Annotated in this window: 7 protein-coding genes and 2 pseudogenes; 4 read left to right on the top strand and 5 right to left on the bottom strand. The window is 70.2% G+C overall.

What is annotated here, in order from left to right; genetic code table 11:
• A pseudogene (locus tag AQJ46_RS59110) lies at window positions 1-107 on the top strand (phosphopantetheine-binding protein); the annotation flags it as partial.
• A gap of 33 nt (window positions 108-140) precedes the next feature.
• Complete coding sequence (locus AQJ46_RS30685) at window positions 141-6,662, top strand: non-ribosomal peptide synthetase (RefSeq protein ID WP_225887435.1); 6,522 nt, start codon at window positions 141-143, stop codon at window positions 6,660-6,662.
• 330 nt (window positions 6,663-6,992) lie between these two features.
• Here the strand turns inward: AQJ46_RS30685 and sbnA are convergent, their stop codons facing one another.
• The 5 genes and pseudogenes from sbnA to AQJ46_RS57380 form a co-directional block, all read right to left on the bottom strand.
• Complete coding sequence (gene sbnA / locus AQJ46_RS30690; RefSeq protein WP_059208650.1) at window positions 6,993-7,976, bottom strand: 2,3-diaminopropionate biosynthesis protein SbnA; 984 nt, start codon at window positions 7,974-7,976, stop codon at window positions 6,993-6,995.
• Window positions 7,977-8,020: 44 nt separating this feature from the next.
• A complete protein-coding gene (gene sbnB, locus AQJ46_RS30695) occupies window positions 8,021-9,058 on the bottom strand; it encodes a 2,3-diaminopropionate biosynthesis protein SbnB (protein ID WP_059208651.1) in 1,038 nt (345 codons plus the stop codon).
• Between the two features lie 57 nt (window positions 9,059-9,115).
• Entirely contained in the window at window positions 9,116-10,108 is a 993-nt protein-coding gene (locus tag AQJ46_RS30700; protein WP_059208652.1) for a TauD/TfdA family dioxygenase, read from the bottom strand.
• An 84-nt stretch (window positions 10,109-10,192) separates the two neighbouring features.
• Entirely contained in the window at window positions 10,193-12,382 is a 2,190-nt protein-coding gene (locus AQJ46_RS30705) for a non-ribosomal peptide synthetase (RefSeq protein WP_225887426.1), read from the bottom strand.
• 354 nt (window positions 12,383-12,736) lie between these two features.
• A pseudogene (locus AQJ46_RS57380) lies at window positions 12,737-12,925 on the bottom strand (3-deoxy-7-phosphoheptulonate synthase); the annotation flags it as partial.
• A gap of 237 nt (window positions 12,926-13,162) precedes the next feature.
• Here AQJ46_RS57380 and AQJ46_RS30710 point away from each other — a divergent pair.
• The gene (locus AQJ46_RS30710) at window positions 13,163-13,765 is read left to right on the top strand and encodes a hypothetical protein (protein ID WP_159064074.1); all 603 of its coding nucleotides are present in this window, start codon (window positions 13,163-13,165) and stop codon (window positions 13,763-13,765) included.
• Between the two features lie 300 nt (window positions 13,766-14,065).
• The gene (locus AQJ46_RS55590; RefSeq protein ID WP_059208654.1) at window positions 14,066-14,284 is read left to right on the top strand and encodes a hypothetical protein; all 219 of its coding nucleotides are present in this window, start codon (window positions 14,066-14,068) and stop codon (window positions 14,282-14,284) included.
• Window positions 14,285-14,289 lie beyond the last annotated feature (5 nt).

Consider the following 14,289-nt stretch of genomic DNA (forward strand, 5'->3'; position numbering starts at 1 on the left):
CCCTCGGCGGCCACTCCCTCCTCGCGGTCTCGCTCGTCGAGCGGCTCCGCGCCCGCGGCATGGCGATTTCGGTGCGGGCGCTTTTCGAAACCCCAACCGTCGCCAGCCTCGCGGCGGTTGTGGTGCCGGAGCGGGCGGAGGTGCCCGCGAACAGGATCCCGGCCGCCGGGGCCGAGGCGCTCACGCCGCAGATGCTCCCGCTGGTGAACCTCAACCAGGCGGAGATCGACCGGATCGCCGCCGGCGTGGACGGCGGCGCCGCCAACGTCGCGGATGTCTATCCGCTGGCTCCGCTCCAGGAGGGCATCCTCTTCCACCACCTGATGGGTTCCGACTACGAGCGCGATGTCTACGTCCTCCCGGTGGTCCTGGAGTTCGAGTCGCGGGCGCGCCTGGACGCCTTCTTCGGTGCGCTCCAGCAGGTGATCGACCGTCATGACATCTATCGCACCGGTGTGGTGTGGGAGGGGCTGCGCGAGCCCGTGCAGGTGGTGTGGCGCGAGGCGGCCCTGCGGCTGGACGAGGTGGTGCTCGACGCCGGCGCCGAGGACTGGGTGGCGGCCCTGGTCGCTGCCGCGGGCGCGGTGATGGACATTGGTCGCGCGCCGCTTCTGGACGCCGCGGCGGCAGCGCTGCCCGGCGGTCAGCGCTGGCTCGGCCTGCTCCGTATCCACCAGCTGGTCCGTGACCACACGGCCGTGGCCGTGATGCTCAGCGAGGTCCGCACGATCTTGGAAGGCCGTACGGCCGAGCTGCCAGAGCCGCTCCCCTTCCGCACCTTCGTCGCGCAGACGCGTGACGCCGCTGACGAGGCCGAGCACGAGGCGTACTTCGCAGAGCTGCTGGGCGAGGTCACCGAGCCAACCGCTCCCTTCGGGCTGGTCGACGTGCACGGCGACGGAACCGCTTCGGTGCGCGGCACGCTGGCGATGGAGGAGGGGCTGGCCGCGCGGCTGCGCGAGGTCTCGCGCCGGTCGGGCGCGAGCGCGGCGACTGTCCTGCACGTCGCTTGGGCCCGCGTCCTCGCCGCGGTCTCCGGTCGTTCGGACGTCGTGTTCGGCACGGTTCTGTTCGGCCGTATGAACGCCGGCGCCGGTTCCGACCGTGTCGTCGGCCCGTTCATCAACACCCTCCCGGTGCGCGTGGACGTGGACGGCAGCGGTGCCCTGGCCGCCCTCTCCGGTATGCGCGGTCAGCTGGCCCGCCTGCTGGAGCGCGAGCACGCGCCGCTGACCCTGGCTCAGCAGGCCAGCGGCGTCCCGGCCGACCAGCCGTTGTTCACCTCGCTCTTCAACTACCGCTACAGCCAGGGCGGCGGCGAGTCCGGTGCCGTCAGCGACGGCATCCAGGTGATCTACACCCGGGAGCGGACCAACTACCCGCTGGCCGTCGCGGTCAACGACTGGGGTGACCGCTTCGGCCTGGTCGTGGACGCCTTGGCTCCGGTCGACCCGTACGCCGTCTGCACCCTTCTCCACACTGCCGTGGAGAACCTCGTCGCTGCTCTGGAGCAGGCTCTGGGCGGCGGCGCCGACCAGCCGCTCCACACCGTGGCGGTGCTGGACGCGCCGGAGCGTCACCGGATCCTGGCGAAGTGGAACGATACGGCTGCCGTGGTGCCGGCTACGACGTTGCCGGCGCTGTTCGAGGCGCGGGTGGCGCGGACTCCGGACGCGGTGGCGCTGGTGTTCGAGGGCAGTGAGCTCAGTTACGCCGACCTCGACGCGCGCGCTAACCGGCTCGCCCGCCTGCTGACCGGTCAGGGTGTCGGCCCTGAGTCGCTGGTCGCGGTCTCGATGGAGCGCAGTGTCGAGATGGTCGTCGCCTTGCTCGCGGTGGTGAAGGCCGGTGGTGCGTATGTTCCGGTCGATCCGGAGCTGCCTGCCGAGCGCGTTGCGTTGCTGATCGAGGACGCGGCGCCCGTCCTGGTGCTGGCGGACAGCGTCGGTGCGGGCAGCGGTATCCCGGCCACTGTCCCGGTGGTGGTTGTCGATGAGCTGGGGCCGCGCGAGACGCTGGACCAGATACCTGATGGTCCGTTGTCGGAGTCGGAGCGTGGGGTGTTGTTGCCGGAGCATCCGGCGTATGTGATCTTCACGTCGGGTTCGACGGGGCGTCCGAAGGGGGTTGCGGTCCCGCATGCGGGGATTGTGAACCGTCTGGTGTGGATGCAGGCGGTCTTTGGGCTGGCGGCTGGTGACCGGGTGTTGCAGAAGACGCCGTTCGGGTTCGATGTGTCGGTGTGGGAGTTGTTCTGGCCGTTGCTGGAGGGTGCGGCGTTGGTGGTGGCCCGTCCGGGGGGTCACATGGATCCTGTCTATCTGGCCGATGTCATTGAGCGTGAGGGGGTTACGGTCACGCATTTCGTGCCGTCGATGCTGCAGGCCTTTCTTGCGGAGCCGTTGGCTGCTGAGTGCACGGGGTTGCGGGTGGTGGTGTGCAGCGGTGAGGCGTTGCCGGGGGAGGTTCAGGAGCGGTTCTATGAGGTGTTTGCGGGTGCGGCTGTGGAGTTGCACAACCTGTATGGGCCGACCGAGGCGTCGGTGGATGTGACGTGGTGGCGGTGCCGCCCGGGGCTGGTTGGTGGGTTGGTGCCGATCGGTGCGCCGGTGTTCAACACGCGTACCTATGTGCTCGATGAGTGGCTGCGTCCGGTCCCGGCCGGGGTCGGCGGTGATCTCTACCTTGCTGGTGTTCAGTTGGCTCGTGGTTATGTGATGCGTTCTGCTTTGACGGCCGAGCGTTTCGTGGCGAATCCGTTCTCGGCTTCGGGTGAGCGGATGTATCGCACGGGTGACCGGGCGCGGTGGACGGCGGATGGTCGGTTGGTCTTCCTGGGCCGCACGGATGAGCAGGTGAAGATCCGCGGATTCCGTATCGAGCCGGGTGAGGTCCAGGCTGTGATCGCCGCTCACCGGGGGGTGGTGCAGGCGGCCGTGGTGGCCCGGGAGGACGTGCCGGGTGACAGGCGTCTGGTCGCCTACGTCGTGGCCGCCGTGGACGGCGGTGTGTCGTCCGAGGCGATCCTTGGCTTTGCTGCTGAGCGGTTGCCGGAGTACATGGTGCCCTCGGCGGTGATGGTCCTGGACAGCTTCCCCACGACGACCAACGGCAAGCTCGACCGCCGCGCCCTGCCCGTCCCGCAGTACGCGGGCGAGACGGGCGCCGGACGCGGCCCGGCCACCTTCCACGAGGAGGTGCTGTGCGGAGCCTTCGCCGACGTGCTCGGGCTCCCGGACGTGGGCGTGGACGACGACTTCTTCGCGCTGGGCGGTCACTCGCTGCTCGCGACCCGTCTGGTCAGCCGCATCCGCACGGTCCTGGACGTCGAGCTCTCGCTGCGGACCCTCTTCGAGGCCCGCACCCCCGCTGCCCTCGCCACCCGCCTGACCGGCGCCGACCAGGCGCGGACCCCGCTGACCGCCAGGAAGCGGCCGGAGCGCCTGCCGCTCTCATTCGCCCAGCGCCGCCTCTGGTTCATCGGCCAGTTGGAGGGGCCGAGCGCGACCTACAACATCCCGGTCGCGCTGCGCCTCACCGGGGAGCTGGACCGGCAGGCGCTGGCCGCCGCCCTGCGCGACGTGATCGAGCGTCACGAGGTGCTGCGCACCGTCTACCCGGTCGCCGACGGCGAGGCCTACCAGCACATCCTCACCATGGACGAGCTGGACTGGCAGCTGGAGACCGCCACCGTCACCGAGGCCGACCTGCCCCAGGCGATCATGCAGGAGACCGGCCACGTCTTCGATCTCGCCACGGACGTCCCGGTCCGCGCCCGGCTGCTCTCCGCCCAGCCACAGGAGCACGTGCTGGTGCTGGTCCTGCACCACGTCGCTGGTGACGGCTGGTCGATGGGTCCGCTGGCCCGCGACCTGTCCGCCGCCTACGCCGCCCGTCGTGACGGCCACGGCCCCGAGTGGACGCAGCTGGCGGTGCAGTACGGCGACTACGCGATCTGGCAGCGCGAGCTGCTCGGCAGCGACGAGGACCCGGAGAGCGTGCTCTCCCGTCAGATCGCCTACTGGCGCGAGTCCCTCAACGGCGCCCCGGAGGAGCTGGAGCTGCCCTTCGACCGGCCGCGCCCGGCGACCCCGAGCTATGTGGGCCACAGCGTCCCGCTGGAGGTCCCGGCCGAGGTCCATGCCAAGCTCGTCGAGCTGGCGCGGGCCGAGGGCGTGACGCTCTTCATGGTCCTCCAGGCCACTCTCGCGGTCCTGCTCTCCCGTCTCGGCGGCGGCACGGACATCCCCATCGGCGCGGCCGTGGCCGGGCGCACCGACGAGGCGCTGGACGAGTTGATCGGCTTCTTCGTCAACGCCCTGGTGATGCGGACCGACCTGTCGGGTGACCCCACCTTCCGTGAGGTCCTCGGCCGGGTCAGGGAGACGGGCCTCGGCGCCTTCGCCAACCAGGACGTGCCGTTCGAGCGACTGGTCGAGGAGCTCGCGCCGTCCCGCTCGCTCACCCGGCACCCCCTCTACCAGGTCATGCTGACCGTCCAGAACAACGCCAACGGCGGCGGCCGGGCGCCGCTGAGCCTGCCCGGCGTGGAGTACACGCCGATGGCGGTCGAGGCCTCCGCCGCCAAATTCGACCTGGACCTGCTCGTCGGTGAGAAGCTGGACGAGGCAGGCCGCCCGGCCGGTCTGCGCGGCAAGCTCAAGGGCAGCGCGGACCTGCTGGACGCGGAGTCCGTCGAGCGCATCGCCCAGCGCTGGGCCCAACTGCTCGCGATCGTCGCGACCGACGGTGACATTCGGCTCAGCGGGGTCGACCTGCTGGGTGAGGCGGAGCGTCGGCGGGTGCTGGCGGAGTGGAACGACACGGCCGTTGACTTCGGGGACGTTTCGGTGCCGGAGCTGTTCGCGGCCAAGGTGGCGGAGTCGCCGGACGCGGTCGCGCTGGTCTGCGAGGGCGTCGAGATCGGCTACGCCGAGCTGGACGCCCGTGCCAACCGCTTGGCCAACGTCCTGCGCGAGTACGGAGTCGGCCACGAGTCGCTCGTCGCCCTGTGCCTCGACCGCGGGGTGGACGCCGTCGTCGCGATCCTGGCGTCCTGGAAGGCCGGCGCGGCCTATCTGCCCATCGACCCGGACTACCCGGCCCAGCGGATCGGCTTCACCCTCGCCGACAGCCGCGCTGCCGTGGTCCTTGGCACCGAGGGCCTGCTGGAGGAGCTGCCGCTCGGCCGCACCCCGGCCCTAGCCCTGGACGACCCGCAGTTTCGGCTGCGCCTGGAGCGTGCCTCCGCCAAGGCCCCGAGCACGGACATCGCGGCTGACGGACTCGCCTATGTGATCTACACATCGGGGTCGACGGGTCGGCCGAAGGGTGTGGCGGTCACGCACGGCGGATTGGCGAACTATGTGGTATGGGCCGCTGGTGCGTACAGGGCGTCGGCGGGTGGCGGCGCGGTGCTGCATTCGTCGCTGGCCTTCGACCTGACGGTGACGAGTGTGCTGGTGCCGCTCGTCTCCGGGGCGGCGGTGGTGGTGTCGTCGGCCGGTGGTGCGGAGGGGCTGGCGGGTCTGCTGAACCAGCCTGGTTCCGATGTCGGGTTGTTGAAGGTGGTGCCGGCGCATCTGCCGTTGCTGGGTGAGCTGGTCGCGGGTGAGCGGTTGGCTGGGGTGGCGCGCGTGTGGGTGGTCGGTGGGGAGGCGTTGCCGGGTCCGGTGGTGCGCGAGCTGCTGGCGGCGGCGCCGGGCTCGGTGGTCGTGAACGAGTACGGGCCGACCGAGACGGTGGTCGGTTGCTGCGTGTTCGAGGTGGCGGCCGGCGACGTGGTCGGGGACGAGGTGCCGATCGGGCGTCCGATCGCGAACACGCGCCTGTATGTGCTGGACGAGTTCTTGCGTCCGGTGGCTCCGGGCGCGGCGGGCGAGCTGTACATCGCGGGCAAGCAGTTGGCCCGCGGTTACATCAACCGCCCGGGTCTGACCGCGGACCGCTTCGTCGCCGACTCGTTCGCCGCGCACGGCGAACGGATGTACCGCACGGGTGACCGCGCCCGGTGGACTGCCGATGGTCAGCTGGTCTACCTGGGCCGCAGCGACGAACAAGTCAAGGTGCGGGGTTTCCGCATCGAGCCGGGCGAGGTCCAGGCGGTGCTGGTGGCCCACCCGCAGATCGGTCGGGCGGCTGTCGTCGCCCGCGAGGACAACCCCGGCGACACCCGCCTGGTCGCCTACGTGGTGCCCTCCGCTGACGACCGCGGCGACGTGTCGGCCGAGCAGATCCGTGACTTCGCCGCGGAGCGGCTGCCCGAGTACATGGTCCCGGCCGCGGTCGTCGTGCTCGACGACCTGCCGCTCACGTTCAACGGCAAGCTCGACCGCAAGGCCCTCCCGGCCCCCGACTACGCCGGCCTCACCGACAGCAGCCGAGAGCCCGCCACGGAGCAAGAACGGGCCCTGTGCGAGGTGTTCGCGCAGGTCCTCGGCCTGGAGAAAGTCGGCGTCGACGACGACTTCTTCGATCTTGGCGGCCACTCGTTGCTCGCCACCCAGCTCGTGAACCGCATCCGTGGGGTCCTCGAGATCGAAGTCCAGATCGCGGACGTCTTCGAGGCGCCCACCGTCGCAAGGCTCGCCGGGCACCTCGACACCGACAGGCCCGTTGCCCGTCCCGCCCTGCGGCCGATGCGGATCCAGAAGGACTCCTGATTCAGCTGATTCACCGGCCCCGCCTGTGACCTCCCGGTCGAGGCGCCGGTGCCCCCGGTTGGGACCCGCTGCTGGTCCGGTGCGCGGACCGCGTGGTCCGGTTGCGGGTCCTCCTCGCGGACGAAGCACCGATCGACCCGCTCCCGACGGGAAAGCCCGCCGGACCGGAGGACCCGGTCCGGCGGGCTTCGTCGTGCGCGGGGACCCGGGCGAGCGGGGAGCGGGGAACGCGAAGGAAAGGGGGAGCGCGAGAGAACGGGGGAGCGCGAGGAACGTACGCGAAACGGCGGCCGGTCACCCGGCCGCCGTTCGCTCAGGGAGGCGTCAAGCTCAAGAACGCGTCGTCAGTGCGGCCTCCAACCGGTGTGCCTCCTCGCCGAAGTTCTGGCGCACCCACTCCGGCCGATAGAGCGTGTCCAGGTAGCGCTCGCCCAGATCCGGTGCGACCGCCACCGCGGTGAAGCCGTCGGTGACGCCGTGGTCGGCGAACCACCGGCGCGCGCCGGCGACCACTGTCCCGGTGGAGCCGCCGAAGAGGAAGCCCTGGCCGACCAGCCGGTGACTCATGCCCACGGTCTCGGTCTCGGGCACCATCACCACGTCGTCCACCAGTGACTCGTCGAGCAGTGGCGGTCGCACGCCCGAGCCCAGACCCGGGATCATGCGCGTTGCGGCGGGGCCGCCGAAGATGACCGAGCCCACGCTGTCGACCGCCACGATCCGTACGCCCGGGCGGTGCTCCTTGAACCAGTGGGCACAGCCCATCAAGGTCCCCGTGGTGCCTGCGCCGACGAACAGCGCGTCCAGCCCCGGGAACTGGTCCGCTATGTGCGGCGCCGTCTGCCGGTAGTGGGCACCCAAGTTGTTGGCGTTGAGGTACTGGTTGAGCCAGATGTAGCGTTCGTCGCTGCGCAACAGCTCCTCAACGTGGGCCAGTCGGGCGCCCAGCAGCCCGCCTTCCGGGTCGGGTTCGGTGACGATGTGCACCTCCGCCCCCAGCGCCTCCATCAGGCGCAGGGTGGTCGGATTGCACCGTGCGTCGGTGACGCACACGAATCGGTAGCCCCTACTCGCCGCAATCGTGCCGAGGGCGACACCGAGATTGCCCGAGGAGGACTCCACCAGAATCGAGTCCGCCCCGAGCAGGCCGGATTTCTCGGCCGTCTCGACCATTTCCCGGGCAGCTTTCTGCTTTATCGAGCCCGAAAAATTGAAGCCCTCGCACTTGAGATACAGAGGGATCCCGATGGACGCCCGCAGGTCCACGTAGAGCCGGTCCTCGTTGTACTCCTCCGGCGCTGAAATGATCGGCACAGAACCTCCGCAAGGGGAAACGCCCGGACAATGAGCCGTCCGCCTCAGCCGTACCGGCGCAGCTCGTGGAAGAAGTCGTCGACGGCCGCCAGCTCACCGGCCCGCCGCAGCGTGTCGTACACGCGCTTGCCTACTGCGAGGTCCAGCACGCCGAGCCCGAAAGGTGAGAAGACGATCGGTTTGCCGCCCGCCGGCACCAGCCTTCCGCCCAGTACGTCGTCCAGAGTCCCGTCGACGAAGTCCCGGTGGCCGGCCTTCTCCCCGGCCAGGTGCAGGGAGGTGCCCGCCTTCAGGCAGTGCTCCACGTCGTCCACCACGTTGGTCGCGGCCAGCACGATCTCGGGGGAGAGGTCCCGGAGGGACAGGTGCAGCACCACCGGGTTGTGCGAGAACCAGTCTGGGTCGCTGACGTGCGGGGTGCCCGCGGTCGTGGCGAAGACCAGCAGGTCGCTGCCGCGTACCAGTTCCTCGGCGCTCTCGTGCACGCGCACCTTGGCCGTGCCGTCGGTGGCCCGTCCCAGGTAGTCGGCGTAGCCGGCCGCGTATTCGGCCGAGAGGTCGAAGACGCCGTACTCGTCGAAGGACCAGCCGGTGCCTCGCAGGTAGTCGTGCACATAACGGGCGATCAGACCGACACCGAAGAAGCCGATACGGCGCGGTCGTTCCTCGGCCGAGGTCAGTCTCTCGGCGGCGAGCGTGGCCGAGGCCGCCGTCCGCGTCGCGCTGATGATGGAGCTCTCCAGGCAGGCGAACGGGTAGCCGGTGTCATGGTCGTTGAGGATCAGCACCGCGGAGGCGCGCGGGATGCCCGCGGCCACGTTGTCCGGGAAGCTGGAGATCCACTTGATGCCGTCCACCCGCGCCTCGCCGCCCAGCGAGGCGGGCAGCGCGATGATGCGCGAGCTCGGACGGTCGGGGAAACGCAGGAAGTAGGAGGGCGGGTTGACGGTGTCGCCGGCGCCGTGGCTGCGGTAGGCGGCCTCGACGAGGTCGACGATCTCCCGGTGTCGGCGCTCCAGGGCACTGTGCACCTGGCGGCCGGAGATCACGCAGAACGAGGGCGTCGCGGTGGTATCGGACATCTGGCACTCCACGCTTTAGCGGATCGGCAGAGACTGGGCAGGACAGAAGGGCCGGCGTCACGTCAGCACGTGGTCGTCCAGCCGTACCGGGTCCCCGAAGACGACGACGACCTCGCGCCGGCCCTCGAAGGGCTCGCGGCTGTGGGCGGAGCGGATGTTGTCGACGACCAGTACGTCGCCCGTGCGCCACGGTTCACTCACGGCCGCGTCCCGGTAGGCGGCGTTGACGGCCTCGACCGTCTCCGCGTCGATCGGCGTACCGTCGCCGTAGGCGGTGTTGAACGGCAGTCCGGCCGGACCGTAGACGTCGACGAGGTACTCGCGGATCACCGGGTCGAGCGTCAGCTCGTTCAGAAACGCGGCCTGGTTGAACCAGACCGGCGCGCCCGAGCGCGGGTGCCGCACCACGGCGGCACGCCGCTGCCGGGTTTGCAGCCGGTCGTCCGGCAGCCAGGTGTGCTGGACGCTCTCGGCGGCGCAGTACGCGTCCACCGCGGCGCGGTCCCCGGTCCCGAAGGCCTCGCTCCAAGGCACGCCGATACCGTGGTACATCCGGGTCAACAGCCAGCCGTGTCTGGTGAACCGTTCCACCAGTTCCGCCGGCAGCGCGGCGAGCACTCGCTGGGAGTCGGCCAGCCGGGTGCATCCTCCCTCCGCGGGCGCGGCCAGGCAGCCGAAGACCAGGGTGGCCGGCACCTCGGCCGCGTAGCTGAGTTCGTGGTGGAGGCACATGGGCTCGTCGGGCGGCCACTCGGAGGAGGAGTAGACGCCCTCGGCGAACTCGGCGCGCGACGCGAACCGTTCCCGCTCCGCCATTCGCCGCACCCCGAGCGCGTCCGAGACCTTCGCCACCTCTCCGGCCGAGGCGACGTCCAGCCCGCGCAGCAGCACGGCGCCCTCGGTGGCCAGGTGCGCCCACACCTCGTTGCGGTGTGCGGTGGCCCAGGTGGTGCCGGTAGCGCCGCCGAGTTCCACCTCGATGATCGGCGGCCTGCGCTCGGCCGCGCCGTCAGTGGGCACGGCGCTGGGATCGTCGGATACTGCGGTCATGGGTTCACTCCCTCGTCCGGGACACCGGAAAGGGAGCATGGACTCGCTCTCCGTATCGGATGTGGTGCTCGCGGCGGCCCGGGTTCACGATCCGGCCGCCCTCCGGTCGAGCAGCCCGGCCAGTTCGGCGACGGTGGCGATGCCGGCCAGGTCCTTCACGGTGACCACCCGGTCCAGAGCCACCACGAGGCGAAGCGCTGAAAGTGAGGTGCCCCCGAACTCCGAGAAACCGGAGTGGCGCCCGACACTCTCGACCGGGACGCGCAGCACCTCGGACCACAGCCGGGCCACTCGCTGTTCCGTCGGCGTGGCGGGCTCCTCGAAGCCGTCCGTGCCATCGGCCTCCTCCGGGACGGCGGCGCGAGCGGTCAGCGCCTTCCGGTCCGTCTTCCCGTTGTCCGTGAGCGGTAGCGCCTCGATGCGGTAGCGGCGCCGCGGAACCATGTAGCCGGGCAGCACCGCGGCGAGCCGGGCGCCCAGTTCGTCGGCCGAGGGGGCGTCGGCGCCGGTGTAGTACGCCACCAGCTGCGGCCGCCCGGCAGAGCCGGCCACCACCACCGCGCCGTCGCGTACGCCGGGCACCTGCACCAGCCGGTTCTCGATCTCGCCGATCTCGATCCGGAAGCCGTTGACCTTCACCTGTGAGTCGCGTCGGCCCAGGTACTCCAGGGACTTCGAGGGCAGCCAGCGACCGAAGTCGCCCGACCGGTACAGCCGTTCGTCGGGCCGACGCGGATGGCGCACGAACGCGGCCCTGGTCCGCTCCTCGTCATTGACGTAGCCACGGCCTACGCAGACACCCGAGAAGACGATCTCCCCGGCGGAGCCGAGCGGCACCGGCTCCAGCCACTCGTCCACGATATGCACCCGCACATTGCGGATCGGCCGCCCGATCGGCACCGAGCGCTCGTGCGGGACCCGGCTCATCACCTCGTGGTTGGTGTCGTCCGAGGTCTCGGTCAGCCCGTAGGCGTTGACCAGCCTCACCCCGGGGAAGGCCGCGAACCAGCGCTCGACCAGCTCCTTCTTCAGAGCCTCGCCGGTGACGGAGACGCAGTGCAACGTCGGCAGCTCCCGCGGGTTCTCCGCCAGCGTCGCCAGCAGCACGTCCAGGTAGGACGGCACCAGCTGGACCACCTGTACGCCGGCCCGGTCCAGGGTCTCCAGGAACCGGGGCACGTCGAGCAGAACGTCCTGCTCGACGATGTGCGTGCGTCCACCCACCAGCAGGGCCGACACCAGCTGCCACAGTGATATGTCGAAGCACTGCGGGGCGGTCTGCGCCACCACGTCGCCCTCGCCGACGCCCAGGTCCTCGACCTTCGCGAGCAGGTGGTTGAGGAAGCCCGCGTGCTCGCACATCGCGCCCTTGGGCTCCCCGGTGGAGCCCGAGGTGAAGTATATGTAGGCGAGTTGTCCGCCCGTTACGGCCACACCCGGATCCTCTCCGGACTGGCCCGCCGCGTCCGCGGCCTCCAGCAGCTGCACCAACTCCGTCACCTCGGTGCCGGGGAGTTCACACAGGGCCTCGTCCAGGTGCGGGACCTGCGGGCCGGCGAGGATCCGGCGGCAGTCGCTGCGCCGCAGCACCGCCGCGATCCGCGCGGCCGGGAATTGTGGCTCCAGCGGCAGGTAGCAGCCACCGGCCTTGAACACCCCCAGCACCGCGGCGAGCCACTCCAGCGTGCGCTCGGATACGACGGCGACCCTGTCCTCACCGCACAGCCCGCCGCGCAGCAGCGACCAGGCGACCTGGTTCGCCCGGGCGTTCAACTCGGCGTAGGTCCAGGCGCGTTCACCCTGTTCGGCGGCGACGGCCTCCGGATGCAGGCGCACCCGGTCCTCGAACAGCTCGTGGAACCGCCGGTCGGGCAGCGGCCTGACCGGACCGGCCAGCGCATCCAGCGCCGCCAGCTCCTCGGGCGGCAGCAGGCCGCACCGTCTGTGCGGCTCGTCCGGGCGCTCGACCAGGTGCCTCAGGGCGGTGTGCAGATAGCCGGCCAGGCGCCCGGAGCGCAGTTCCTCCCGCTCCCGCGCGCCGAGGCGCTGCCGGGCGCGCTCGGCCTCCGCGCGGCCGGCGTCCGTGCCGGTCCGCAGCACCAGCTCACGCCAGGACTCATCGCGGCTGGGGTGTTCCGCGAAGCCGACGACCCAGCCGATCACCCTGAATTGCGCTGCGAGGTGCAGAGTTTCAGGTGTGACTCCGGTTTCCTCGGCGATCCGGAGTATTCCGTCGACCAGATCCTCCGGGAATGACGCTGCATCGTTCGTCATCGATTGGCCGTCGCCCCGACGGCTGGTGCTGTCCATCTGAGCGTTGGCCCCTGTGAATGTCTGCGGGAGGAGAAAGAGATGTTCGAGCTGCCACGGTCCCGTGCGGAGCGCTCGGTGGTCAACAAAAAAGCGGGCGCGCACACGGACACCGGCAGGCACTCACGCGGACACCGGCGTTCTGCCTATCATGAGCTTCGCGTTGCGCCCGTTTCCCGTAATGGCGTTCAACGGTGTTCGCCTTCCGGCATGTTCAAGTGACGCCCCGAGCCAGTTGAACACCCGCACACGCGGCGAGCCGATTCCGTACCAGTGGCCGCCCGACGCCCCCGGCGACTCGGCTGCTGATACGAAAATCCGCGCCACGGTTTCCAGCCCGACACGCAGCTGGTCGAACTCACCCGCGAACACGAGCGGCGGATACGAGGCAAGGCCCGCAAGCACCTTGCGCAGCGCTTCCGTATCCGGCCGCTCAGCCTGCTGCGCCGTGGGAAGGGACAGCCACGAGCGGCTGCCCGGGAGCTGGTTCTCGGCAGTCGGCCTCACCTCGCCGAGGCCGGCACCGAAGACTGTTTTCTGTCGAGGTCGTCCGTGGGCCACATACCAGTCATCCGCGAGCGGTACGCCGGTCGTCCTCGATGATGACGGGCGGGCGGAGGTTGCCTCTCACGGCGGACGCCCGCCACACATCCGATGGCCGAAGCTGGAACGGACGCAGGGAGTCACCTGGTGGAAGGGGGATCGTGCCGCCCGTCAGGTATCAGCCAAGTGAAGGAGAAGCTCATGCGCGTCGACCGACCCGGCCCGAAGCGTTGGACCGCTCTCAGCCGACGGGACGGCCGCGCCGTCCGCGGTGCTGCGGCCACTGCACTCGCCCTGCTCGCACTGGCCGGCTGCTCACGCTTCTCCGCGGCCCACGACGCTCCCGCCGGAGCCAGCGAGTCCGCTCCCGCAGCGCCGGATCGGCCGCAGGCCGATTCTGCCGCCGACTCCGCGGTACTCGCCGCCTACCGCGGCTACTGGAACAGCGCCGTCACCGCATGGACGCAGGGCAGCCTGAACGGCGTCCCGCTCACCCGCTACGCCACCGGCCTGGCGGAATCGGCGGTTCGCTCGACCCTTCGGACCTATCGGGCAGCAGGCGTGGTGACCCAGGGACAGCCCCGGCTCGAGCCGAAGGTCTCCGCTCTCCACCTGTCCGTCAGCCCCTACACGGCCACAGTGACCGACTGTGTCGACGAGACGCATTTCTACAAGGTCAGCAAGAGCACAGGTGCCCACAGCGCAGCGTCCGTACGGGGACAACACCCGGCTGTCTACCAGGCCCAGTACAACGGCGGCTGGCGCATCGTCAGCGGCTCCGTGGACCCGTCCCGCCGCTGCTGAGGCGACCAGACGAACAACGGCGTCATCGCCGACTTTGTCATCGACCTCGTCGGCGCCATCGGCCGCCGCGTCCTGGCAGACCTCTTGCCCGACCGACGCATCCGCACCCGACCCCACGTCGTCAAACGCACGATCTCCAAGTACAACGCCAAAGGCACCATTTGCTCGGCGCCGAGAACACCTTCCACGAGCGCGACGTCCACGACCTGGCCCGGCTGGACACGCACCTCGCAGCCAAGCCCGTCTGCGGGATGTCGACGTCCTCAAGCGGGCCACGGCTTTCTTCGCGAAGGAGACCCGGTGACGGTGCACCCATCCATCGAGGCGGAGAAGCGAGACGGTCACAGCGTCAAACGCATGTGTGAACTGCTGAAGGCTTCCCGAACCGCCTTCTACGCCCGCCGCACCGGCAAGCCCGGACCGCGGGCCGTTCGTGACGCCGAGCTGACCAGGCAGATCACCGATGTCCGCGCCACGTCACGCGGCACCTACGGCGCCCACGCATCCACGCCGTGCTGAAACGT

The organism is Streptomyces canus (assembly GCF_001514145.1).
GTDB lineage: Bacteria > Actinomycetota > Actinomycetes > Streptomycetales > Streptomycetaceae > Streptomyces > Streptomyces canus.